Source organism: Tateyamaria armeniaca (assembly GCF_045797845.1).
In the GTDB taxonomy this organism is placed as follows: domain Bacteria; phylum Pseudomonadota; class Alphaproteobacteria; order Rhodobacterales; family Rhodobacteraceae; genus Tateyamaria; species Tateyamaria armeniaca.
Window position 1 is genome coordinate 534,951 of sequence record NZ_JBHDIY010000002.1, and the last position, 22,724, is coordinate 557,674.

Sequence of the window (22,724 nt, forward strand, 5' to 3'; positions counted from 1 at the left end):
GGATCACCCGGTGCCCTCCGGGGATAGGGCCATGGCACGGGCCCTTGTCGCCGCCCTTGAGGCGGGCGGGTACACCGTGCAGCGCGCCTCCGCTCTGCGGCTATACGACGGGGCCGGAGACAGCGCGCGGCAGGACACCCTGATCGCTGAAGCAGAGGCCGAGGTGACAAGACTGCTGGCCTCCGACAGCGCAAAGAACTGGCGCATCTGGCTGACCTATCACAACTACTACAAGGCCCCCGATCTGATCGGCCCCAAGGTCGCACATGCCCTCGACATTCCATACATCCAGGTCGAAAGCACCCGCGCGCGCAAACGGCTGACAGGGCCGTGGGCACAGTTCGCGCACGCTGCCGAGGCCGCCAGCAATGCGGCACAGGCGATCTTCTACGTCACCCAAAGGGACGCGGAAACGCTGCGCCGGGATGCACCTGACGGCCAAATGCTGCACCACCTTGCCCCATTCCTTGCGCGCAGCGACTTGCCCGGGGCCAGCACGCTCACCGGGCCTATGCTGAGCGTCGGCATGATGCGCCACGGGGACAAGCTGGCCTCGTACCGGCTGATCGCAGACACGCTTGCGGCCCTGCCCGACAGGCTCGACTGGCGGCTCGACATCGCAGGCGATGGACCGGCCCGGGATGACGTCACCGCGCTGATGGCACCCTTTGGGCAGCGCGTGCACATGCGCGGCGCGCTGGACGCAGATGGGCTCGACGCGCTTTATGCACAGGCCAGCATGATGCTCTGGCCCGGCGTGAACGAAGCCTTTGGCCTGACCTACCTCGAAGCGCAGGCCGCAGGCGTGCCCGTGATCGCACAGGACCGTCCCGGCGTGCGCGACGTGGTGCACGGGCCAATGTGCAACATCGATGGCGGGCCTGTCGAAATGGCCGAACGCATCGTCCACCTGGCCACGGATGCCAGCGCACGCCGGGCCGCAGGGACACGCGCACGCACCGAAGTCGACGCGCATCATCTGCTGGGGGCGGCGGCCCAAACACTGCACCAGACGATCGAGGCGCTGACATGATCCGGCTTGCCCTCTTGCGCCACGGCCACACCGCGTGGAACCGCGCGGGCCGCATTCAGGGGCGCACTGACATCCCGCTCGACGACGCGGCGCGCGCGCAACTGCGCGACCTGCGCCTGCCGCCGGGATGGGAAAACGCCGACATCGTGGCAAGTCCGCTGTCGCGCGCCATGGAAACGGGCGCACTGGTCACCGGGCGCACACCCCGCGCCGAACCCGCCCTGATGGAGATGAATTGGGGCGATTGGGAAGGGGCACATGGCAAAGTGCTGAAGGCGGACCCGGACTCCGGGTTTCGCGATATCGAACACTGGGGATGGGACTATTGCCCACCGGGCGGCGAACGCCCCGAAGACTTGCGCGCACGCTTGCACCCATGGGCCACAGCCCTGAACCGCGACACAGTCGCAATTTGCCACATCGGCGTGATGCGGGTCTTGATGGCCATGGCGACGGGCTGGGATTTTGACGGCCCCGCCCCCTTCACGATCAAGCGCAACCGGCTCTTTGTGCTGCATATCGACGGCACAGACTGGACAACATACGACGCACCCGAACGCCTGATCGGACGCACGCCATGAAGGTGATGATCGTCGTCACACACCTGCTGGGCACGGGCCATCTGGCACGGGCGCTGACCTTTGGGCGGGCGTTCCGCGATGCCGGGGATCAGGTGCTGGTTGTGAGCGGCGGAACAAGGGTGCCGCATTTTGATTCCACTGGGCTGACCCTTGTGCAATTGCCCCCCGTCCGCTCGGACGGCACGGACTTTACCACCCTGTTGCAGGACGGCCCTGACATCGCAGGCCCCGATCACATGCAGGCGCGCGCAGATCAACTGATCAAGACGCTCACTGACTTTGTGCCTGACGTGCTCATTACCGAGTTGTTCCCCTTTGGCCGCCGCATCCTGCGCGACGAATTCCGCACTCTGCTTGAGGCGGCGACTGGCATGGGCAACCCCCCGCTGATCCTCGGATCTGTCCGCGACATCCTTGCCCCACCCGGCAAACCGGCCAAGGCCGCCTTTGCCGAAGACATGGTCGGGCGTTTCTATGACGGCGTGCTGGTTCACTCGGACCCCGACGTGGTGGCGCTGGAGAGCAGTTGGCCGGTGTCGGAAGTCATGGGCCATGCCCTGCATTACACCGGCTTTGTCGCGCCTGCGCCCCCTGCATACGACCCACGCCCGAACCACACGATTCTTGTCAGCGCAGGCGGCGGCAGCGTCGGCGACCGCATGTTCGACGCCGCACTTGATGCCGCTTACCTCATGCCTCAGGTGCACTGGCTGTTTCTCGTCGGAGGGCCAAGTGCGCGGCGCGACAAGCTGATCAGCAAGGCGCCCCTGCATGTGGGCGTTGAACGCCCGCGCCCCGACTTTCGCAAGTTGCTGCAGGGGGCGGTGGCCTCGGTATCCATGTGCGGCTACAACACGGCGCTCGACGTGATGCAAACCGGCGTCCCCGCTGTCTTTGTGCCCTTCGACGACGAGGGCGAAGTCGAACAGGGCCTGCGCGCCGACGCGCTGAGCGCGCAGGACGGCATAGAAGTTCTGCGACAGGATGCGCTGAGCGGCCCTGCCCTGGTCATGGCGCTTGACGATGTGCAGGGTCAACGCGCCCGCCCGCCCCGCACCATTGGGATGGACGGGGCAGCGCGGACAGTCGACATCACGCGCGCGTTGCGAACAAGGCAAACAGATGGCCTGTGACTGGACACCGCTGCGCGCCGCCCTCGCCCGGTATCGCGCCGACGGCCTCGATTTGCCGTTCTGGTGGCGCGACGATGACGCCGTGGCGGCAACTCCGGCCTTGGATCGCCTCGCCGCCCTTGGTGCGCGCACGGGTATGCCGATCCACCTCGCCATCATCCCGGCCCACGCGCAGGACACGCTGGTGCAGGCCATTGATCCCGACCGGCTTGTCCCGGTTGTGCACGGCTGGGCGCATCACGATCACAGCGCGGGTGACGACAAAAAGAACGAATTCATGACCCAACGCCCGGATGCTGCCCGTGATGCGGCGCGCGCGATGGAGCGGATGAGACACCTGTTCGGAGTGCAACTCAGGCCCATGTTCGTCCCCCCGTGGAACCGGGTCAGCGCCGATGTCATCCGGGGTCTGCCCGCCCAAGGCTACACGGCCCTGTCGACCTTTGGGCCCCGCAAAGCACCCGATGCCGCCCCCGGCCTTGCCCAGATCAACACCCATATCGACCCTATCTGGTGGAAAGGGACGCGCGACCTTGTGGAGCCCGACCAGCTGATCACCCAAACCTGCGCGCACCTTGATGCGCGCCGGGCGGGCGTCGAGGACCATACTGAGCCGTTTGGCATTCTCACCCACCATCTTGTGCACACAGACGCAATCTGGAACTTCACCGCAGCCTTCGTTCAGGAAATGCAGGATGGCGGCGCAACACCATGGACGACGGAGACCACAACATGAGCAGACTAGAGTCCATGCGCCGCCGCCTCAGCGCGCAGATCGACGGGATCAACTGGGCAGCCAGCCTGATCCGGGACACCGATGGCGACGTCCTCGAAATGGGGCTGGGCAACGGGCGGACCTATGACCACCTTCGGCAGGAAATCCCGAACCGGCGGATCTGGGTGATCGACCGGGTGCTGAAACCGCACCCCAGTTGCGTACCGCCTGCGGAAAACTTCCTGCAGGGGGAGGCGGACGACATGCTGCGCCATCTGGCCTCTCAGGGCTGCAAGATGGCGCTCGCGCACTATGACTTCGGGCACGGGATCAAGGATCTGGACGTGGCCGAAGGCGGGGCGCTGTCACCACTGATTGCGGCCGTGATGGCGCCGGGCGGGCTGGTGCTGTCGCAACAACCGCTGATCGGGCTCGAACAGATCACAGGGCCGGACACAATCGACCCGGAACGCTACCTGTTCTACCGCGCGCCGTAACGTCCGCATCACAATCGCCGTGTGACCGGTTGTCATCCGCGCGTGCTCCATTTTAGACTGTTGCCAATTCAAGGCCACAGCAAAGTGGCCAGTCCAAGGGGAGTAAACGGAATGACGATGTTAAGAACGGCTGCGCTGGCAGGCGCAGCACTCATGGTGGCGGGCGCCGCCTTTGCCGCACCACTCAAACTGAAACCAGCCAACCCGCAGCCCAGCGGCCTCAAATCCGGGCTGGCCGTGGAATATGTGTACCCGCTGGACGTCAAGACGCTGCGGCAGGCCGAACGCTACCTCAAAGAGGCCAAGCCCGGCACACCGCTCAAAGGGCTCGACTACCGCGACACCGCACAGGGGGAAAAGACACTCACCTCCAAACAGGCCGAACACGTGGTGGCCGGGATCACGGGCTATGTGAAATTCGACAGTGCGGGCACCTATACAATCGAATTCCTGACCAATGACGGGCTCGACGCCAAGATCGGCGGACAAGAGGTCGGCTATTTCGACGGGCGGCAAAGCTGCCGGGAAACGCCTGCGGTGCAGGTCGAGGTGCCACAGGCCGGATGGTACCCGGTCGACATCACCTATTTCCAACGGGTGGGCACGTCATGCCTGCTGATGAAGGCTGGTCAAGGCGCACCCGACTGGATGCCGGACTCCGCCTTCGGCTACAAGTAACCCGCAATCGCGAAACCATCCAAAGGGGGGTGCCTCAACAGCGCCCTCCTTTTGTCGTCCGCTCACACAGCGCAGGACTTGCAGAACGGCGTCGCGGGCAGCAGATCCAGACGGGCCTTCGAAATCTCGACCCCGCATTTCACGCAATCCCCGTAGGTCCCGGCCGCAATCCGGGCAAGGGCGGCGTCAATGCGGATGACCTCGTTCAGTTCGGCATGGCCCAACGCCTCCAGCACCTCGTCCCCCTGCCGCTCGGACGAGCGATCTTCGAGGTCTTTCGGGGCCGGGGCATCCAGCTGCTGCTCGATCTCGGTCAGATCGCCCACCAGTTCGGCGCGGCGGGCCTCAAGGGCCTGTTGTCGGTCTGCAATGCGCATCACACATCTCCTGTCTTGTTTGACAGACAGGATGGGGCGGGGCGGGCCTGCGCGCCTTGACACAAATCAAGCCGTGCGGCGGCGTGTTGCGCAGGGCTGGAAAAGCGAAAGGCGCCCGGTGGTCCGGACCGAAGCCCTCGCCATCCTGACGCCTTCTTGAACCTATCATCCCCCCAGAGGGCGATTTGGGCCCAGCTTGCTCGGGGTGTTGCCACCCATCGCCGAGAGTGCGCGCCTTGCGACCCACGCTCCCCCGCATCAACCCTTTTGACACCGCCCTGTCGTCACGACCGTTTCCGATCCACACGATATGAGCCTGCATCCTCCTGGCTTCTGCTCGACTGACCTGACCCCGAGGGATCTATCCAGTTCTGCTTGCCACCCTGAGGGGCCTTTGCGTCCACCGCTTTGTTCGAAGAACGCTGCGCCGGTGAGTTGAGATTGCGATAGGGGGGCGAGTCGTGCAACAGAAAAATAGGGCCGATGCGGAATTTCTTGTGGATAAAGTGTTGAATACTATGGGTTATTTTCGGGGGATAAGTCGGGGATAAGTGCGAAATTCTGTTGTGGGACGGTGCGTTAGAATGGGTCAGATTTGGTGTCGTATGGGGCGGGTTTTGGGGGCCGCAAAAAACGTCGGGTGCGTGGTTTCACGCACCATTAACCATCCCACACCCATGATCCGATATGCCCAATTACCTCCGCCCCAAGGTCACCGGCGCCACCATCTTCTTCACCGTCGCCCTCGCGCAACGGGGCGGGCGGTTGCTGGTTGATGAGGTCGAGGCGCTGCGCACAGCTGTGCGGATCACCCGCAACGAACGCCCGTTCGACATCGACGCCTTCGTCGTCCTGCCCGACCATTTACATTGCGTCTGGACGTTGCCGAGCGGAGATCGCGACTACGGCACACGCTGGGGCGCGATCAAAGCACGTTTCACACGCAACATACGTGACAAGGGTAGGGTGGGTTTTCAACCCACCCATGCGAAACATCTCGGACACGCGGTGGGGTGGAACCCCACCCTACCCCGCTCCCCAAGCAAGATCGCGAAGGGGGATGCAGGCATATGGCAACGCCGGTTCTGGGAACATCACATTCGGGATGAGGCCGACTATTGGGCACACGTCCGCTACTGCTGGCTGAACCCCGTGAAACACGGCTTCGTCGAACGCCCCGAAGACTGGCCCTATTCCAGCGTACATCGCGACACCCGTTTTCAAGTCCACATGAACTTGACGTAGGGCGGGGCTTCACCCCACCGATGGCGTCAATTGACTGCACTTAAGCTAATCGTCACTTTTCGGTCAAAACCTCCAAAGAAGTTCACTACCTATAGAGTTTCTGTCATCGTGTTCAAAAAGGTATATTGGTGAAATATTTCGAGCCACGTCAGAAATAGCATTGATTAGGATTGGATCAACAACATCCTGTTCATCTTCGAATAAAAAATATACATTTCCACATGATACAGAAACAAAGAAATTACTTCTATTTTTAAAAAATATCTCTCTATTTTTTGCGCTCGGCCGCGCTCTTTGTAATAGCTGTCTGGTTTCATCGTCGGAATATAGAGAAGAAATTCTTTCCGCACGAAGGATCGCCGCGTCTTCACATGCGGCATTTAGTCCTGCGGCCAAGTTGTCGATCGTTGCTACAGCTTCAATCGCGGCAAGGAATGCATCCTCCAACCTTTCTTCACTGTTCGCGACCTGCAACTTCAACTCGTCAAGTTCTTCGATGCGTTCCGGCAGCATCCCAAGACGTCCATCGATGCGACCGACATCCTCAGATACACGAAAAAGAACTTCGGAAATGGATGTACGCTCTCGTTTATCTGAGTTTATCAAACCAGTATTTGTAACGATTTTCGAACCGTTCGCTCTTACTTCCGTAATTGCAGCCAAAATACTGGCTGAGTTGTCTGAAGCAATCGCTCTGATTTCAGCCAAGTCTCCAGAATTTGATGCAATATCCGCCCTTATGTCTGAATAGATTAAGAATAATGCACCGGCTATGCCGACAAACAAAAGTCCAAATATACCCACAATCTGTCGGCGAAACGCCTTCACTACAATCTTTAACTGATCATCATCCATAATATTTCAGTCTCTAAAAAAACATCTTCAGTTGCAATCCAATCTCGACATCAGAATACTAGTCTTCTGAGACTTGGCAACTTTTTCTTACGTATCCGAAAAAAAATTAGCGCCCCAAGGCGAATACGAATGCGCTACAGAAACTTTTTTGGTTTTAGGGTCCTCAAAACCCTAACGAACCCCTAATTCACCTCTGTAACCCATTGATTTCACACACCCCGAGTCATGTCCCACGCTGGGACACCCCTCAACGGCAGCAAAAAACCGGAGCCGTTACCCGTCCATTTTCAGCGCTGAAATGAACGCTTCCTGCGGGATGTCGACCTTCCCGAACTGGCGCATTTTCTTTTTCCCGGCCTTCTGCTTGTCGAGCAGCTTCCGTTTCCGGGTGGCATCCCCCCGTAGCATTTGGCCGTCACATCCTTCCTCATCGCCGACAGGGTCTCGCGCGCGATCACCTTGCCCCCGATGGCCGCCTGGATCGGGATCTTGAACATGTGGCGCGGGATCAGGTCCTTCAGCTTCTCCACCATCGCCCGCCCTCGCATCTCCGCCCGGTCGCGGTGCACCATCATCGACAGCGCATCCACTGGCTCATCGTTCACAAGGATCGACATCTTGACCAGATTGTCCTGCCGGTACCCCGTGAGTTGATAATCAAAAGACGCGTACCCCTTCGTCACCGATTTCAGCCGGTCATAGAAATCGAACACTACTTCGTTGAGCGGCAGATCATAGACCGTCATCGCGCGGCTGCCCGCATAGGTCAGGTCCATCTGGATGCCCCGCCGCTCCTGACACAGTTTCAGCACGTCACCGAGGTAGTCGTCGGGCACAAGGATCGTCGCCTTGATCCGCGGCTCCTCCACATGGTCGATGGTGGACGGGTCAGGCATGTCGGCCGGGTTGTGCAGCTCAGTCATCGACCCGTCGCGTTCATAGACATGATAGATCACCGACGGCGCCGTCGTGATCAGTTCGATGTCATATTCCCGCTCAATCCGGTCGCGGATCACTTCGAGGTGCAAGAGCCCAAGGAATCCGCATCGAAAGCCAAAGCCCAGCGCGGCCGAAGTCTCCATCTCGAAACTGAAGGAGGCGTCGTTCAAGGCCAGCTTGTCGATGGCGTCGCGCAGGTCTTCGAACTCGTTGCTGTCGACGGGGAACAGACCGCAGAAAACTACCGGTTGCGCTGGTTTGAAGCCCGGCAGCGGCGTCACTTCCTTGCGCTCGTGTGTGATCGTGTCGCCCACGCGGGTGTCCCGCACCTGCTTGATCGAGGCGGTCAGGAAGCCGATCTCGCCGGGCCCGAGGCTGTCGACGACCTGCATCGCCGGACGGAACACGCCGATCCGGTCCACGTGGTGGACTGTGTTGTTGGAGAGGAACCTGACCTTCTCCCCCTTTTTCAACCGCCCGTCGATCACACGCACCAGAACGATCACGCCGAGGTAGCTGTCGTACCAGCTGTCCACCAGCATCGCCTTCAGGGGCGCATCCTCGACCCCCTTGGGGGCGGGCAGGTGCTGTACGATCGCTTCGAGCGTTTCGGTGATGCCCTGCCCGGTCTTGGCAGAGACCTGAATGGCACCCGAGGCATCAATCCCGATCACGTCCTCGATCTGTTCGGCGACCCGGTCGCAATCGGCGGCAGGCAGGTCTATCTTGTTGAGAATTGGGACAATTTCATGATCCGCATCGATGGCGTGATAGACGTTTGCAAGCGTCTGCGCCTCGACCCCCTGGCTTGCATCGACAACCAAAAGCGAGCCTTCGACCGCGCGCATGGAGCGGGAAACCTCGTAGGCGAAATCCACGTGGCCGGGCGTGTCGATCAGGTTCAACACGTAATCCTCGCCATTTTGCGCGGTGTAGTTGATGCGGACTGTCTGGGCTTTGATGGTGATCCCGCGCTCGCGCTCGATGTCCATGCTGTCAAGCAGCTGCGCCTTCATATCCCGTTCAGAGACCGTGTTGGTCGACTGGATGAGGCGGTCGGCAAGCGTAGATTTCCCGTGGTCGATATGGGCGACGATGGAGAAATTGCGGATATGTGAAAGCGGTGTCATGGTTGGGATATGTAGGGGTTTTTGGGGGTGGTCAATGGGGATGGTGTTTTGCGGGTTGGGTGTGTGTGACTGAGGTTGATTTTTCAAACGCAGCGAGCGTGCGAGCGTGGCTCGAAACTCAAAGCATTGAAAAGCGATGTGTGATGTGCAGCCGAGTGGCCCTGCGCGTTTTGGCGGGAATTGGCCAAGCAAGGGGGGATTTGCAAGACAGGCTTGCGCTGGCTGTGTTTCGTGCAGTGCTTGCGACTGCGGTTCTAGGTGTGGGTCGACAGGAAGGTAGGAGTGAGTTGGAATCCGCCGCCCAATTTGCTGCTGTTGCCTTAGATTCCGATGACGTTCGCTGGGCCGCCGGTAGGGCCAGCAATGTAGAGCATTCCACCGCGAGTTCTGCGGACTCTAGCGCCATGGGCCTTATTGCTTCCAGTCGATCCTACTCCACTGTTGTAGACGCGGCCAATGCCGCTTGGGACCTAGACGCAGCAGCCCGCTGTCTAACCTTTGTACATGGTCGCATCATTGATGCCGCTGAGGCTGATGCTCAGAACCAGTCAAGCATGTTGTTGCAAATGGCTGTTTGGGATCAAACCGAAGAAAGAATTAGTCAAGACCGAGATCATGTCGAATTATTGACCTTCCTTGATAGTCACTCGGACTGGACCTTTTTCCGGCGCTGGTACGCGCAGATGTGGGACGGCACGTTCCGCGATTGGGACCTCGCAATCGAGGTGGCGACATTGCCGCCTGCTCTGTGGGAAGGAGAGGATGCGCTGGCCAAGGTTGCCGAGGCGATCCGGGGATTGAGGCGCGTCGGCGGACACAAGTGTCTGTTCCTCTGGTGCGCAATGCCGACGATACAGCATTTCAACTGGACGCCGAAGAACCGCTCCCCACGGAACTGCTGCAATACATTAGAGAGCGCGTTGGCGGTGCGCTGACAACCGCTCTCGAAAGTGGCGGAAATAATGGCTTTGACGACACCTGCCCGGAAGCGGTCGCAATTTCCCAAGCACTTCAAAGCAGCAATCCAAGCGCGGTTGCGGGTCTTTTGAACGACGCAAGTCTGATGTTTCAAACCAATTTGGGTGATTTGTATCCAGAAGATGGGGCATTGATCCGGCTTCAAGCCGCTGCGTTCTCGGGTGCCGAGGAAATATGTGACACAGATGACCTCGCGCGCAAACGCTGTCTGCGCGCAGCGCAATTGTATGTACGCCAGAATCCAGAACCTATTGATCAACAGGAATTGGAGGAGTTCACCGACGTTGTCGCTGAGGAAGCCATCGGAGAAGCTGCGGAAATCATCCGTGCTGACGGGCGCGCGGTAGCGAGCGGCAAAAGGGTTGGAAGATTTGTTCGCGCCCGCTTTGCGAATTACTCAACAACTATCGTCGAATGGATCGACAAAACCAAAAAAGGGGCTGCTCGCATCGAATGGTTGTGGAAAATGGCGCGCAAGCTTTTGGATGCATTTCAAGACCCGCCTGAAGGTGGTCCGCCGCTATAACCTAGCCGCACCATCGGCAGACCACTTGAAGAGCGTGGATACTACAGCGCTCGACACTGGGTGGGCGTGTAGCGCCCTCCACGAGGGGAGGCTCGGGCGCGGCACAAGCTTTGATTTTGCATGAAGCCAAAAATACCGAGTTTGCCGCTAAGGTGGCGTGGTGGGGTGAACGACGCCCTACCGGTGATGACCCACGGCGCGACGCTTAAATCGCCCGATCAACCGCATCCGCCGCTCGCGTGATGTCCCGTCCTACCCCTTTGGCCGTTTCGCAGGCGGCGAGGGTTGCGGTTGCGATGAGTGCGATCAGGATCAGGCGGGTGCGGGCCATGGGAAACTCCGGTTTTGCTCGCCCCGATATAGGCGGGCCTCTGGCGCGGGTCAAATGCCGCCTTGCACCGGGGTAAACATCGCCCAAACGGCACGCTGCTTCGTGAATTGCTCTTGGCGGCGAAATCCGGCATAGTCTGCGCCATCAGAGCGGGACAACCCGCCAGAGCAGATCAGAGCAGTTCCTTTATGAGACCAACGTTGATCCTGATCACGGGTGTAGCCGCCATCGCCCTGACCGCCTGTTCCAGCGGGTCCGGGCGCTATTCCAGTGCCGCAGCACCACGCGCGCCGGTGTCCCTGTTTGCCACCGGGCCGATCTATTCGGCCTGTCTGCAATCGGATCGCAAACAGGCGAACCGGGCGCAATGCGGCTGCGTGCAGGCGGTGGCCAACCAGTCTTTGGCAGCGGACGACCAGCGGCGCGGTGCGGGCTTTTTCAAGAACCCGCATCAGGCACAGGAAGTACGCACCTCGAACCGCGCGATTGACGAACGGTTCTGGCTGCGCTGGAAGGCTTTTGGCGACAGTGCGGCACAGATCTGCCGCTGATGGTCAGTCAGAGATCGCGCGCCCAGATCTGCAGGGGCTTTTCCGTCTCGACCACCTGATCCACGTCTTTCCACGCATAGCGGGCCACGACGCCCGGAAGGCGCTCGTATCCGCGCTTTTTCCAGAACGGGTCAAGCGGCAGGTAGGCTGATGGTCTGAGCGGATGATCAGGCGGGCGCATGACGCTTGCGAAACAGATTTGAGTGAACCCCATGCCGCGTGCGTATTCCTCGCGCTCGTCAAAGAAACGGTGGCCCAGCCCGCGTCCGCGATAGCGCGGCAACAGCACGCTTTCCCCACAGTAAAACATCGTATCAATGTCGATAGAGGAGCCCGCGAAGGCGCGCGCAAAATCACCGATATGTTCGGTCAGCGGCGCGCCAGTCGAAGCCCCGACAAGCCAATCCCCGTCATAGACAGCCAGCGCCAGCGCACGCTCGGAATGCTCGTAGGCCTGCAGGTACTCGCGTTCGCTTTCAAGCGTCCCTTCATAAAGATAGGGCCAATCGCGAAAGACAGCGATGCGCACCCGGGCAATGTCATCCAGCGCCTCGGTCAGGGCCGCGCCGGTGAGGGTTTCCAACCTCATGCCGACACCTGCCGGGTCCAGTCTGCTAGGTTGTAATAGGTTGTCACCCGCGCGATGCGCCTGTCCACGATGTCAAAGAACGACCCGGCGGGCAGCTGATAGGTTTGCCCATGCGCTTCGGGCAGGCCCTCATCGGTGACAAGATAGGTGCCGTTCACAACATATTCGGCGGCAGCGCGTGTGCCCGAGGGATCAGACAGGATCACGATATCGCTCAGCGTCTCGGCATAACAGCGGCTCATGTGGGCGCAGAATTCTGCAAAGGCGGTGCGCCCTTTGCGCACTTGCCCTTCATTGACGTGATGGGCCACGTCATCGGTCAGGCACGCCAGCATGGCATCCGTATCGCCCGCATTGAACGCATCAAAGTAACGCGTGACCACTTGCATCATGATGCCTCCTGCGCCGGGCCCCAGCGTTCCACCAGACGCGCAATGATCTGATCACGGGCCGAACGGTAGCTGGTCAGTTTTGCTTCGCGGGTCTCGCCCAATCCGGTGGGATCAAGGATGGGCCAGTATTCGACTTCAAGGTGATAAAAACGCGTCAGTTCCAGTGCGCGGCGCTGGCTGGCCGGGGACAGGGCGACGACCAGATCAAAGGATGACAGATCATCGCCCCACTGTTCCATCTCGTCAAAACTGCGAGACCGGTGGCGGCTCAACTCGACATCCAGCTCCTGACAGACGGCTATGGAAAAACCGTCGATCTCCATATCGTTCTTGACGCCAACCGACTGGACATAGGTGCCCTGGCCGTAAAACTTCTTCATGATCCCTTCGGCCATCGGGGACCGGACCGCATTGTGATCGCAGCAAAAGAGCACGGATTGCGGCAGGGGGTGCGTCATTTATCCGCCAAAATGCAAGACACAGATCAGGGTGAACAGGCGGCGGGCCGTGTCGGTGTCGACTTCGGCCTTGCCCTCAAGGCGTTCCTGCAAGACCCGGCTGCCTTCGTTGTGGATACCGCGGCGCGCCATATCGATGGTTTCGATCTGCGACGGGGGCAGTTTCTTGACCGCCTCGAAATAGCTTTCGCAGATTTGGAAATAGTCTTTGACGACCTGCCGGAAGGGTCCAAGAGACAGGTGAAATTCCGCCGCCTTTTCCGCCGCTTCCGTCTGCACGTCAAAGACCAGCCGCTTGTCACGGATGGACAGGCTGACAGAATACGGGCCTTCGGGCACGGCGCGCCCGTCCCGCGCGGGCAACACAAATGTGTTGTCCTCAAGCAGGTCAAACATCGCCACCTTGCGCTCTTGCTCGATCTCGGGCGTGGGCGCAGGCAGGTTGGCGTCGTCAAGGGTGATCTGAGCAATACGGGTCATAAACAACGGTCATATCAACGAAGGTTCAGGCCGTGATCCTTACGCAAGCGACGCTGGCAACACAATGGCAGCGGGAAATTTTCATGTTGCCGTCCGCAATGCCGCTTGTCTGATTTCAGAAAATTCCGGGCGACGCGCCCAAAGGCGCGGGGGCGCCCCCCCTTTGCCCTATCCGTTCAGCTTGCGCAGCCGTGCCGTGACCGACAGCCCGTGCGCCTCAAGGCTCTCGGACGTCGCCAACCGCTCGGCCCCCGGCCCGATGGCGCGCAATGCGTCCGGCGTCATCTGTGCCAGCGTCGTGCGTTTGACGAAATCCATCACGGACAGCCCGGATGAAAACCGGGGCGAGCGCGCGGTCGGCAACACGTGATTGGGCCCGCCGATATAGTCGCCAATGGCCTCAGGCGTCCATTGCCCCAGAAAAATCGCGCCCGCATGGGTGATCTGTGCCGACAGCGCCTGCGGGTCATCGACGCAAAGTTCCAGATGTTCGGGTGCGATGCGGTCCGACAATGCGGCGGCAACATCCAGCGAGGGCACAGTGATGATCGCCCCGAAATCCCGCCAGCTTGCCCCGGCAATCGCACGCCGTTCCAGCGTTTGAAGTCGCGCTTCGACCGCTTGCGCCACCGCCTGACCAAAGCCCGCATCGGTCGTGATCAAAAGCGACTGCGCGCTTTCGTCATGTTCCGCCTGGCTCAGCAGATCCAGCGCGATCCAGTCGGGATCATTGTCGCCATCCGCGATCACGAGGATTTCGGACGGGCCTGCAATCATGTCGATGCCGACCTTGCCGAACACCCGACGCTTGGCAGCGGCAACAAAGGCGTTGCCGGGGCCCGTGATCTTATCCACGGGCGCAATCGTTTCGGTGCCATAGGCCAGCGCCGCAATCGCCTGCGCCCCACCGATGCGATAAATCTCGTCCACGCCTGCGATCTGTGCGGCCAGCAATACCAACGGGTTCAGCACACCATCCGGCGTGGGCACGGTGATGGCCAGACGCCCGACACCGGCCACCTTGGCCGGAATGGCGTTCATCAGGACCGAGGACGGATAACTTGCCAATCCGCCGGGCACATAAAGGCCCGCCGCAGATACCGGCGTCCAACGCCAGCCAAGTGTCGCGCCCACATCATCCGTCCACTGTGCGTCTTCGGGCATCTGGCGGGCGTGATAGGCCCGGATGCGCGCGGCGGCCAGTTCAAGAGCCTCACGGTCCCCCGTGTTGACTTCGGCTATGGCGGCGTCCACCTCTTCGGGGCTGATCCGCAGGGTGTCTGGCGTCAGCGCGACCCGGTCGAACCGTTCTGTCAGCTCGATCACGGCGTCATCACCCCGCGCGCGCACGTCCGCAATGATGTCCGCGACAACGGCGTCGACATCCGGGCTGTCCTCGCGCTTGGCAGTCAGCAGGGCCGTGAACCGCGCCTCGAAATCCGCATCGCTGTAGTCAAGAAACTGGGGCATCGGGAAACCTCGTTGATTGCTGCGGACATAGCGGCGCGCACCCGCGGCCTCAAGCCTGCAAAACGGCGCAGCCTCAGGGCGTCTCAGTCCGGATCATCATCACGTCCCGCTCTGGCCCGTCCGCACCAAGAATGGCATTGGGAATGGCCCCCGCCTCGACAAAGCCAAGACGTTCATAAAGTCGCCGGGCAGCCACGTTCTGATCGTTGACGAACAATTCGAACTGCCAGATGCCGTGTGCCCGTCCGAAGTCCATCGCGTGATGTATCAGCGCCTGCGCCACGCCCTGTCCACGTGTGACAGGTGAGACATATAGCGGTCCAATCTCGGCACGGTGGCGGGCGCGTTCCAGCGTGTTGGGGTGCAAGCCGACAAACCCGACGGCGGTATCTTCCAGAAAGGCCAGCCACCTGTCCTTGGCGGCACATGCCTCGGCGTCCTGCGCCAGCGGGATCGCGCGCGCCGCCTCTGCGCTCATCATAAACGCCTCGGGGTGGCGCATAATGCCGTCCAGGCGAAGCGCGCGCCACGTCTCCACATCATCCGCAGTCGTTGCGCGGATGAACAGGTCAGTCATCGTGGTGCGGCGCGGATTTCGACGGGGCGACATAAGGACGTGTCACATCCTTCAACGTCGCCTCGATCGCCTCGACTTGCAAACGGACCGCACCGTCCCCTGCCAAGGTCAGCACGATGTGCCCGGACCCGTCCTCGCCCGGCTCAAAACTGATGGACAGCAGGGACAGGATCAGATCCTTGTCCGCGCGATCAATGCCCTGGCTCGCCACGTTCAGAACCGTGTCAAAGGCCAGCACCGATTGCACCCGTTCCGGCGCGTGGCGATCCTTGCCCGCATCTTCCCAGCGGAACCGGTTGACCAGCATCGCGAAACGACGCTGGCTGCGCGCGTATTTCATCTCGGTGATCGGAAACACGCAATCCTGCGCCAGCGACGAGATGACCTGCAAGTCATCTGCGTCCAGCGCGCCAAGGTTCAGCGGCGCCTCGCGACCATCTTCAAACCGTGCGTCACTCATTCGCCCTGAACCCGTTCGATCTGCGCACCCACGCCCGAAAGCTTGCGCACCACATGTTCATACCCGCGATCAAGGTGATAGACGCGGGCAACGCGCGTTTCACCCTCGGCGGCAAGACCTGCGAGGATCAGACTGACAGAGGCGCGTAAGTCCGTGGCCATGACCGGCGCGCCTTTCAGCTTGTCCACACCCGTGACCGTCGCGGTGCCGCCATGCACTTCGATGCTTGCGCCCATCCGCGTCAACTCGGGGGCATGCATGAACCGGTTCTCGAAAATCTTTTCTTCCAGCACCGATGTCCCTTCGGCGGTGCACAGCAGCGCCATCATCTGCGCCTGCAGATCGGTGGGGAAACCGGGGAAGGGTTCGGTGGTCACATCAACCGCCCGGATACGCCCGTTCTTGCGATGCACCTTGAGGCCCTTGTCCGTCTCTTCCACGCTGACGCCAGCGGCATCCAGCTTTTCGCAGAATGTGCCCACCAGATCGATACGCCCGCCCAGCAACTCGACTTCACCGCCACAGATGGCGGGGGCCAGCATATAGGTCCCCAGCTCGATCCGGTCCGTCACCACCCGGTGGGTCGCCCCGTGCAGGCGATCCACGCCCTGAATGGTGATGGTCGAGGTGCCGTCGCCGTCGATCTGCGCCCCCATGGCCCGCAAGCAATCAGCAAGATCAACGATCTCGGGTTCGCGCGCGGCGTTGTTGATGACGGTCGTGCCCTTGGCAAGCGTCGCCGCCATCAGGATATTTTCAGTCGCACCGACAGAGGCAAAGGGAAAGTCGATGACTGCCCCTTTGAGTTTGCCGCCCACCGCCTTGGCATGCAGGTAACCATCGCGCAGATCAATCTCGGCGCCCATCTTCGCCAGACCATCGGTATGTATGTCCATGGGGCGCGCGCCAATGGCGCAGCCGCCGGGCAGCGACACCTCGGCATGGCCCTCGCGCGCCAGCAGCGGGCCAAGCACGAGGTTCGACGCCCGCATCTTGCGCACAATGTCATATTCGGCGCGGGTGTTGATGTGGCCATGGCACGACATCGCCTGCACCTGCCCGTCCTGCATCGAGGTGACTTCGGCCCCCAGCGATTGCAGCAGTTGGGTCATGGTGCGGATGTCGCTGAGACGCGGCGCGTTGGTCAGCGTCAACGGCTCGTCACTCAGCAAGGTGGCGGGCATCAGGGCGAGACACGCGTTCTTGGCCCCCGCAATCGGGATCTGCCCGTTCAGCGGCCCATTGCCGCGCACCACAATACTATCCATCGTCCTGCTCCTTGCCTGTGTCATCCGCTTGGCCCGTGTCTTTGCGCGCTTTGGCTTGTGCCTTGCGTCGACCCAGATTCGCCTGCAGCGCCGCCTTGAGGCGGGCCTCGCGGTCATCCTTGGCCTTGGATTGGGGTGCGGTTTTATCTGCCATGCCGCCTCTCTATCGCAGGGGTGCGGGGGCGTCCAGAATGGGGTTGCGCGAGGTGTCGATTGGCGCTAGTCACCCGCCCACGGCGCTGTGGTAGCTCAGTGGTAGAGCACACCCTTGGTAAGGGTGAGGTCGAGAGTTCAATCCTCTCTCACAGCACCAGATCATTCAATTCCCGAACCAACCGCGCGCCATGTCGTTCTGTCAGGTCTCGACTTACGGGCAACCTTTCAGGTTACCCTGAGTGCGAGAGTTCAATCCTCTCTCACAGCACCAGCCTTTCCAATTCCTGAACCAACCGCGCGCCAGGTCGTTCTGTCAGGTCTCGACTTACTGGTAACCTGTCAGGTTACCCTGAGTGCGAGAGTTCAATCCTCTCTCACAGCACCAGACCTCTCAATTCCCGAACCAACCGCGCGCCAGGTCGTTCTGTCAGGTCTCGACTTACGGGCATGCCTTCGGTCGGCGCTCTTTCACGCCTCCCCCAATGTCAGAGTCACCCTTTCCCCGGCGAACCACGTGCGCCCGTATTCGACCTGCACGCCATCAGGGTCCACATTGATCCCGACGCTCCGCAATATTGGGGCCCATTCCGAAATGCGCAGGTGCAGACGGGCAAAGCCACCGATGTCGAGGCAATGATCATGGACCCGTTGCGCGTTGCGGCCGAGGCGCGCAGAGCGTCCCGCGCCGCCAAGGCCGCTACCACCAAAGTCGATTTTTTCACCATGGCGCGGGGCGAAGACTGATGAACTCTGCCAGGCTCAGCGGCGGCTTCGCCGATCCGCCCATGCAGTCCGCAAATGCGTTTCGGGCCGTGATGCAGGCCATGGCGCGCCCCGGATCGGTGTACGAGATCGGTGGGGCCGTGCCGCCAGCACCCTTGTCCGTCGCGGCCGGAACGGCGATCCTGACGTTGTGCGACCCCGACACCGGGATACATCTGGCCGGCCAGAACGATACAGCCGACGTGCGGGACTGGATCACCTTTCACACTGGCGCGCCCTTAGCTGGCGCAGAATCTGCAGCCTTCGTCATCGGCACCTGGGACGCCATTGTCCTGAACGAACTGCCAATCGGCACACCCGAATATCCGGACCGATCCGCCAGCTTCATTGTCGAATTGGCGCGACTGGACACCGCGGGCGCAACATTGCGCGGCCCAGGCATCCAAGACGTGGCGCACGTGAGCCTGCCTAAGCGCGCCGCATTCCAGCGCAAGGCGGCACTGTTTCCGTTGGGGCTCGATTTCATCTTCACCTGCGGCGCGCAGATCGCCGCCCTGCCGCGCTTTGGCAGTGCGGCACCGCTGGACACCGAGGCGATGGCCTATGACCGGCGCATCTCGGCCACGTTCAAGGACGCGCCGGGCGGGCAGGTGCTGGGTCCGACATTCGACTACACGCACCGTCTGCTCGATCTCAAACTGGCCGCGGATGGCGAGGTGCCGGAGGCGGCGCGCGGTGATGAGGCGGAAACTCACAAACCGCACATCATGGCCTTTCTGGAATAGGAAGGCTTGGTTCAGCCCGAACCGCAGGGTCCGGACACACCGCCCGACCTGACCCGCGAACCGCTGGAACTGCCCGCCAGCCGTGTGCTGCGTCTGCAGTCGCTCGCGCGCGGAGATGAAGGGTTTGTGCTGGGCAGGGCCTATTCCACCCAGCGCGGATACGCACGCACGCACGCCTTTGTCGCCGAACTGCGCATCGGTATCTGCACGGTGGAAATGGAGAACCCCGAACTTGGGTTTGCCATCGAAATTGGCGAGATCGAAGTGACCGAATGCGAGACGGTGAACCAGTTTCAGGGTTCAAAAACCGACCCGCCCCAGTTCACGCGCGGTTATGGGCTGGTCTTTGGGATGTCAGAGCGCAAGGCGATTTCCATGGCGCTGGTGTATCGGGCCTTGCGCTGGAAAGAGTTGGGTGAGGACGACATGGGAGCCCCTGCGCAGGACGAGGAATTCGTTCGCTACCACTGCGACAACATCCAGGCGACCGGGTTCCTCGAACATATCAAGCTGCCACACTACGTTGATTTTCAGTCCGAACTTGAATTGATCCGCGCATTGCGGCGCGCGGCGCAACAGAAGGGGGCAGAATGAGCTTTTTGCAGATTTCGGGAGCCTCCGGCGGGAGTTTATCTGGCGAGATGAAGGGACAGGCAGGCGGTTGGAATGAGTCCGTGCCCGCCAGGATTTCTATTCTTGGGCGCAGACATGGGGAGCAATTCATTGTCTGATTACAACTTCGCCTATCTCGACGAACAGACCAGGCGGATGATCCGCCGCACGATCCTCAAGGGGCTGGCGATCCCCGGTTACCAAGTGCCTTTTGCCAGTCGCGAAATGCCGATGCCCTACGGCTGGGGCACGGGCGGGGTGCAGGTGTCAGCGGCGGTGATGACGGCGGACGACGTGTTCAAGGTGATCGATCAGGGCGCGGACGACACAACCAACGCCGTTTCCATCCGCCGTTTCTTTGAACGCACAGCAGGTGTGGCGACGACCGAGGCGACGCGTGAAGCCACCATCATCCAAACCCGCCACCGTATCCCCGAGCCACCGCTCAGCGCGGATCAGATCCTCGTCTATCAGGTGCCGATCCCCGAACCCTTGCGCTTTCTTGAGCCGTCCGAGGTTGAGACCCGCAAAATGCAAGCTCTTGAAGACTATGGGCTGATGCAAGTGAAACTTTACGACGATATCAGTATGCACGGGGCGATTTCGACCGCATATGCCTATCCGGTGCGCATCGAGGATCGTTACGTGATGGATCCCTCGCCCATCCCCAAATTCGACAACCCCAAACTGAGCATGGCCGCCATCCAACTGTTCGGAGCGGGGCGCGAGCAGCTGATTTACGCGCTGCCGCCCTACAGCAAAGTCGTCAGCCTCGATTTCGAAGACTTCCCCTTTGCGCCGACCAAGGCCGATCACCCTTGCGCGCTGTGCGGGGCCACCGACAGCTATCTGGACGAGGTGATCACGGATGATGCGGGCAGCCGCCTGTTTGTTTGTTCGGACACCGATTACTGTGGCGGCAGACGCGCGGCAGGACATGTCGGGGCAGAAGACACATCCACCTTTGAGGAGAGACAGACATGAGCGAAACCCTTGGCATCGATCACCTTGGCCTGACGGTAACGGACCTGGCCGCAAGTGTGGCCTTCTTCACCGGTGCGCTCGGGTGGACGCAATTTGGCGGCAACGCCGATTATCCGTCGGCCTATATCACCGATGGCCATTCCAAACTGACGCTTTGGCAGCAGCGCGGCGACGGTGCCTTTGACCGGCACAAGAATGTCGGGCTGCATCACACGGCGCTCAAGGTGGCATCCGCGGCACAACTTCTGACCCTGTTTGATACGGTGGCGGCATGGCCCGGTGTCGAGGTCGAATTCGCCCCCGAACTGTCCGGCAAGGGACCAAAAGAGCATTTCATGATCCGCGAACCGGGCGGCACCAGACTGGAACTTGCCTATGACCCAAGATGAGGCGCGGCCTCTGCTGCAGGTGCATGGCCTGTCAAAACGGTTCGGGGCCCGGATCGGGTGCGCGGATGTGTCCTTTGATCTTTATCCGGGCGAAGTCATGGGGGTCGTGAGCGAATCCGGGTCGGGCAAGACCACCTTGCTGAACTGCCTGTCCGGGCATCTGCCACCCGATGCAGGCCGCGTGATGTTTGACACCCGCACGGACGGGATGCGCATGAATGTCAGCGCCGGTGGCAATGTCGGGGAACGGCTGATGGCTGTGGGCGCGCGGCATTACGGTGACATACGCGGGCAGGCGATCGACTGGCTGGCCCTTGTCGAGATTGCCAACGACCGCATCGACGACCGACCCAGCCAGTTTTCCGGCGGTATGCAGCAGCGTCTGCAGATTGCACGCAATCTGGTGACCGGACCACGGCTCGTGTTCATGGACGAACCGACCGGGGGCCTTGATGGCGACAACCGCGCCGTGGTGATCGACATGATCGCCGAGGCCAAGGCGCGCGGTGCGGCCATCGTGAGCATCTTCCATGACGATGCTGTGCGCGAACAGGTGTGCGACCGCGAAATCGATGTCAGCGCATTTGCCCCGGGGTTGCGGCATGACGGGCCGCATGATCGCAATTGTGGGTCCCTCAGGCGTGGGCAAGGATACGGTGATGCAGTCGATGGCCGGGGCTGATCCGCGCCTTGGGCTTGTGCGCCGTGTGATCACCCGACCCAGCACCGCCGGGGGCGAGGCGTTTGACGGCGTCGACATGGCCCGCTTTGCGGCCATGCGGGATGCCGGGGACTTTGCGCTGTGGTGGGCGGCCCACGGGCTACACTATGGCATTCCGGCAGGCGTGGATGCGGACCTCGCAGCAGGGCACGATATGCTGGCAAACCTGTCACGCGGCGTGCTGGACGCAGCACAGGTGCGCTTTCCCAGCCTCGTGATCATCGCACTCACAGCCAAACCCGACGTTCTGGCCAGCCGCCTTGCAGGACGGGGCCGCGAGGATGCGGCAGACATCGCACGCAGGCTTGAACGGGCCGGATCAGGTATCCCGGACAGCATCAACGCCGTCGTGATCGACAATTCCGGCGCACTGGACACAACGGTCGACACCGCATTGTCCGCGCTCTATCCGGAAAGGGTATAGCGATGAATTTGCTGGAATTTCCCATGCTCATCCTCACCCAGAAGGGTCAGACCGTCGATGTGGTAGGGGGCGAGGTCAAGGTCGGACAACGGATCGGCAAGGGCCGTTTGCGCATGGTCCGCCGTTTCATCATCAAGCGGGCCGGTCAGCGTCAGATGAAAGCGGAACTGGTCAAGGACATAAGGGTATCCCCAGCGCACCAATTGCGCTTCTTGGGCCGCGCTCAGCCGTGCACCGCGGCGCTTGGCCAATTCGGCCTCGGTCGGCGGGGCGCGATAGGCATCCAGTTCCTGAACGCCGCGTGCTGCCAGCGCGGCCAGATCGGATGCATCCCCGGACGGCACGAGCGCCAGAAAGCGACCCAGCCGCGACAGTTTCAACCCGTCAAGCGCGACAGGTGCCGCATCCGCACACAAGGCATCCACCGCGTCCGACAGCCCCTGGGCCGTTGTGCCCTCGGCCAGATAAAACGGCGGTTTGATGGTGCCATGGAACCCGTATTTTCGCGGACGCGCCGTGATATGCGCCACATCAAGCCCGTTCATTTTCGGATGCGGGCGTGCAACGCCGTCGGCGCTGTCCCATCCCAGCCAACGCGCCCCGAAATCAGCCAGTGGCGTGCCCGGTGCGGGCGTGTAGTAGATGGCGTAGCGCGTAAACATGAACG

Annotated in this window: 28 protein-coding genes, 1 tRNA gene and 3 pseudogenes; 17 read left to right on the top strand and 15 right to left on the bottom strand. The window is 61.2% G+C overall.

What is annotated here, in order from left to right; translation table 11 throughout:
- Window positions 1-31 precede the first annotated feature (31 nt).
- The 6 genes from ACERZ8_RS02640 to ACERZ8_RS02665 all read left to right on the top strand — a co-directional run bounded on the left by ACERZ8_RS02640 (window position 32) and on the right by ACERZ8_RS02665 (window position 4,637).
- Window positions 32-1,033 carry a glycosyltransferase family 4 protein gene (locus ACERZ8_RS02640; RefSeq protein WP_407590564.1) on the top strand — a complete coding sequence of 334 codons (1,002 nt, stop codon included), beginning with the start codon at window positions 32-34 and terminating at the stop codon, window positions 1,031-1,033.
- Complete coding sequence (locus ACERZ8_RS02645) at window positions 1,030-1,614, top strand: histidine phosphatase family protein (RefSeq protein ID WP_407590565.1); 585 nt, start codon at window positions 1,030-1,032, stop codon at window positions 1,612-1,614. Before ACERZ8_RS02640 ends, ACERZ8_RS02645 begins: the two co-directional genes overlap by 4 nt.
- Window positions 1,611-2,747, top strand: coding sequence for a glycosyltransferase family protein (locus ACERZ8_RS02650; protein WP_407590566.1), 1,137 nt, complete (start codon window positions 1,611-1,613; stop codon window positions 2,745-2,747). Before ACERZ8_RS02645 ends, ACERZ8_RS02650 begins: the two co-directional genes overlap by 4 nt.
- Complete coding sequence (locus ACERZ8_RS02655) at window positions 2,737-3,483, top strand: polysaccharide deacetylase family protein (protein WP_407590567.1); 747 nt, start codon at window positions 2,737-2,739, stop codon at window positions 3,481-3,483. The genes ACERZ8_RS02650 and ACERZ8_RS02655 overlap by 11 nt, the downstream gene beginning before the upstream one ends.
- Window positions 3,480-3,959, top strand: coding sequence for a class I SAM-dependent methyltransferase (locus tag ACERZ8_RS02660; RefSeq protein WP_407590568.1), 480 nt, complete (start codon window positions 3,480-3,482; stop codon window positions 3,957-3,959). Before ACERZ8_RS02655 ends, ACERZ8_RS02660 begins: the two co-directional genes overlap by 4 nt.
- 111 nt (window positions 3,960-4,070) lie before the next feature.
- Window positions 4,071-4,637 carry a PA14 domain-containing protein gene (locus tag ACERZ8_RS02665; protein WP_407590569.1) on the top strand — a complete coding sequence of 189 codons (567 nt, stop codon included), beginning with the start codon at window positions 4,071-4,073 and terminating at the stop codon, window positions 4,635-4,637.
- A 62-nt stretch (window positions 4,638-4,699) separates the two neighbouring features.
- Here the strand turns inward: ACERZ8_RS02665 and ACERZ8_RS02670 are convergent, their stop codons facing one another.
- Window positions 4,700-5,014 (bottom strand): TraR/DksA family transcriptional regulator, encoded by a 315-nt coding sequence (locus ACERZ8_RS02670; protein WP_407590570.1) that lies wholly within the window; start codon window positions 5,012-5,014, stop codon window positions 4,700-4,702.
- A 687-nt stretch (window positions 5,015-5,701) separates the two neighbouring features.
- Here ACERZ8_RS02670 and ACERZ8_RS02675 point away from each other — a divergent pair.
- A complete protein-coding gene (locus ACERZ8_RS02675) occupies window positions 5,702-6,259 on the top strand; it encodes an REP-associated tyrosine transposase (RefSeq protein ID WP_407590571.1) in 558 nt (185 codons plus the stop codon).
- A 63-nt stretch (window positions 6,260-6,322) separates the two neighbouring features.
- Here the strand turns inward: ACERZ8_RS02675 and ACERZ8_RS02680 are convergent, their stop codons facing one another.
- Window positions 6,323-7,114, bottom strand: a complete 792-nt coding sequence (locus ACERZ8_RS02680; RefSeq protein ID WP_407590572.1) for a hypothetical protein — start codon at window positions 7,112-7,114, stop codon at window positions 6,323-6,325.
- A 273-nt stretch (window positions 7,115-7,387) separates the two neighbouring features.
- Window positions 7,388-9,183 (bottom strand): annotated as a pseudogene (gene lepA / locus ACERZ8_RS02685) (translation elongation factor 4).
- A 65-nt stretch (window positions 9,184-9,248) separates the two neighbouring features.
- Here lepA and ACERZ8_RS02690 point away from each other — a divergent pair.
- Complete coding sequence (locus ACERZ8_RS02690) at window positions 9,249-10,118, top strand: hypothetical protein (protein WP_407590573.1); 870 nt, start codon at window positions 9,249-9,251, stop codon at window positions 10,116-10,118.
- On the top strand, window positions 10,019-10,687 hold the full coding sequence (locus ACERZ8_RS02695) for a hypothetical protein (protein WP_407590574.1): 669 nt from the start codon (window positions 10,019-10,021) through the stop codon (window positions 10,685-10,687). The genes ACERZ8_RS02690 and ACERZ8_RS02695 overlap by 100 nt, the downstream gene beginning before the upstream one ends.
- A 205-nt stretch (window positions 10,688-10,892) precedes the next feature.
- Here the strand turns inward: ACERZ8_RS02695 and ACERZ8_RS02700 are convergent, their stop codons facing one another.
- On the bottom strand, window positions 10,893-11,018 hold the full coding sequence (locus ACERZ8_RS02700; RefSeq protein ID WP_299726999.1) for an entericidin, EcnA/B family: 126 nt from the start codon (window positions 11,016-11,018) through the stop codon (window positions 10,893-10,895).
- A 188-nt stretch (window positions 11,019-11,206) separates the two neighbouring features.
- Here ACERZ8_RS02700 and ACERZ8_RS02705 point away from each other — a divergent pair, with 188 nt between their 5' ends.
- On the top strand, window positions 11,207-11,569 hold the full coding sequence (locus ACERZ8_RS02705) for a hypothetical protein (RefSeq protein WP_407590575.1): 363 nt from the start codon (window positions 11,207-11,209) through the stop codon (window positions 11,567-11,569).
- Window positions 11,570-11,576: 7 nt separating this feature from the next.
- Here the strand turns inward: ACERZ8_RS02705 and ACERZ8_RS02710 are convergent, their stop codons facing one another.
- The 9 genes from ACERZ8_RS02710 to ACERZ8_RS02750 form a co-directional block, all read right to left on the bottom strand.
- Window positions 11,577-12,158 carry a GNAT family N-acetyltransferase gene (locus ACERZ8_RS02710; RefSeq protein ID WP_407590576.1) on the bottom strand — a complete coding sequence of 194 codons (582 nt, stop codon included), beginning with the start codon at window positions 12,156-12,158 and terminating at the stop codon, window positions 11,577-11,579.
- The gene (locus ACERZ8_RS02715; RefSeq protein WP_407590577.1) at window positions 12,155-12,550 is read right to left on the bottom strand and encodes a ketosteroid isomerase-related protein; all 396 of its coding nucleotides are present in this window, start codon (window positions 12,548-12,550) and stop codon (window positions 12,155-12,157) included. The genes ACERZ8_RS02710 and ACERZ8_RS02715 overlap by 4 nt, the downstream gene beginning before the upstream one ends.
- A complete protein-coding gene (locus tag ACERZ8_RS02720) occupies window positions 12,547-13,008 on the bottom strand; it encodes an arsenate-mycothiol transferase ArsC (RefSeq protein ID WP_407590578.1) in 462 nt (153 codons plus the stop codon). Before ACERZ8_RS02720 ends, ACERZ8_RS02715 begins: the two co-directional genes overlap by 4 nt.
- A complete protein-coding gene (locus ACERZ8_RS02725) occupies window positions 13,009-13,488 on the bottom strand; it encodes a UPF0262 family protein (protein ID WP_407590579.1) in 480 nt (159 codons plus the stop codon).
- A 168-nt stretch (window positions 13,489-13,656) separates the two neighbouring features.
- Entirely contained in the window at window positions 13,657-14,958 is a 1,302-nt protein-coding gene (gene hisD / locus ACERZ8_RS02730; RefSeq protein WP_407590581.1) for a histidinol dehydrogenase, read from the bottom strand.
- A gap of 73 nt (window positions 14,959-15,031) precedes the next feature.
- Window positions 15,032-15,535, bottom strand: coding sequence for a GNAT family N-acetyltransferase (locus tag ACERZ8_RS02735; protein ID WP_407590583.1), 504 nt, complete (start codon window positions 15,533-15,535; stop codon window positions 15,032-15,034).
- The gene (locus ACERZ8_RS02740; RefSeq protein ID WP_407590584.1) at window positions 15,528-15,995 is read right to left on the bottom strand and encodes a DUF2948 family protein; all 468 of its coding nucleotides are present in this window, start codon (window positions 15,993-15,995) and stop codon (window positions 15,528-15,530) included. The genes ACERZ8_RS02735 and ACERZ8_RS02740 overlap by 8 nt, the downstream gene beginning before the upstream one ends.
- Window positions 15,992-17,263: a UDP-N-acetylglucosamine 1-carboxyvinyltransferase gene (murA, locus tag ACERZ8_RS02745; RefSeq protein WP_407590585.1), complete on the bottom strand. Its 1,272-nt coding sequence runs from the start codon at window positions 17,261-17,263 to the stop codon at window positions 15,992-15,994. Before murA ends, ACERZ8_RS02740 begins: the two co-directional genes overlap by 4 nt.
- Window positions 17,256-17,417 carry a hypothetical protein gene (locus ACERZ8_RS02750; RefSeq protein ID WP_407590586.1) on the bottom strand — a complete coding sequence of 54 codons (162 nt, stop codon included), beginning with the start codon at window positions 17,415-17,417 and terminating at the stop codon, window positions 17,256-17,258. Before ACERZ8_RS02750 ends, murA begins: the two co-directional genes overlap by 8 nt.
- Before the next feature lie 84 nt (window positions 17,418-17,501).
- Here ACERZ8_RS02750 and ACERZ8_RS02755 point away from each other — a divergent pair.
- Window positions 17,502-17,576 (top strand) — tRNA-Thr (locus ACERZ8_RS02755).
- 311 nt (window positions 17,577-17,887) lie between these two features.
- Here the strand turns inward: ACERZ8_RS02755 and ACERZ8_RS02760 are convergent.
- Window positions 17,888-18,025, bottom strand: a pseudogene (locus tag ACERZ8_RS02760) (phosphonate metabolism transcriptional regulator PhnF); the annotation flags it as partial.
- On the opposite strand from ACERZ8_RS02760, the gene ACERZ8_RS02765 reads away from it, so the two are divergent.
- The 6 genes and pseudogenes from ACERZ8_RS02765 (at window position 18,020) to phnN (ending at window position 22,057) form a co-directional block, all read left to right on the top strand.
- A complete protein-coding gene (locus tag ACERZ8_RS02765) occupies window positions 18,020-18,163 on the top strand; it encodes a phosphonate C-P lyase system protein PhnG (protein WP_407590587.1) in 144 nt (47 codons plus the stop codon). The pseudogene ACERZ8_RS02760 and the gene ACERZ8_RS02765 overlap by 6 nt on opposite strands.
- An 80-nt stretch (window positions 18,164-18,243) precedes the next feature.
- Window positions 18,244-19,521, top strand: a pseudogene (phnH, locus tag ACERZ8_RS02770) (phosphonate C-P lyase system protein PhnH).
- 129 nt (window positions 19,522-19,650) lie between these two features.
- Complete coding sequence (locus ACERZ8_RS02775) at window positions 19,651-20,523, top strand: alpha-D-ribose 1-methylphosphonate 5-phosphate C-P-lyase PhnJ (protein WP_407590588.1); 873 nt, start codon at window positions 19,651-19,653, stop codon at window positions 20,521-20,523.
- Window positions 20,520-20,912, top strand: coding sequence for a VOC family protein (locus tag ACERZ8_RS02780; protein ID WP_407590589.1), 393 nt, complete (start codon window positions 20,520-20,522; stop codon window positions 20,910-20,912). The genes ACERZ8_RS02775 and ACERZ8_RS02780 overlap by 4 nt, the downstream gene beginning before the upstream one ends.
- The gene (locus tag ACERZ8_RS02785) at window positions 20,899-21,594 is read left to right on the top strand and encodes an ATP-binding cassette domain-containing protein (RefSeq protein ID WP_407590590.1); all 696 of its coding nucleotides are present in this window, start codon (window positions 20,899-20,901) and stop codon (window positions 21,592-21,594) included. Before ACERZ8_RS02780 ends, ACERZ8_RS02785 begins: the two co-directional genes overlap by 14 nt.
- The gene (phnN, locus tag ACERZ8_RS02790) at window positions 21,572-22,057 is read left to right on the top strand and encodes a phosphonate metabolism protein/1,5-bisphosphokinase (PRPP-forming) PhnN (protein WP_407590591.1); all 486 of its coding nucleotides are present in this window, start codon (window positions 21,572-21,574) and stop codon (window positions 22,055-22,057) included. Before ACERZ8_RS02785 ends, phnN begins: the two co-directional genes overlap by 23 nt.
- Here the strand turns inward: phnN and ACERZ8_RS02795 are convergent.
- Window positions 22,039-22,719 carry a DUF1045 domain-containing protein gene (locus tag ACERZ8_RS02795; RefSeq protein ID WP_407590592.1) on the bottom strand — a complete coding sequence of 227 codons (681 nt, stop codon included), beginning with the start codon at window positions 22,717-22,719 and terminating at the stop codon, window positions 22,039-22,041. The two genes, phnN and ACERZ8_RS02795, sit on opposite strands and share 19 nt — an antisense overlap.
- Between the last annotated feature and the right edge of the window lie 5 nt (window positions 22,720-22,724).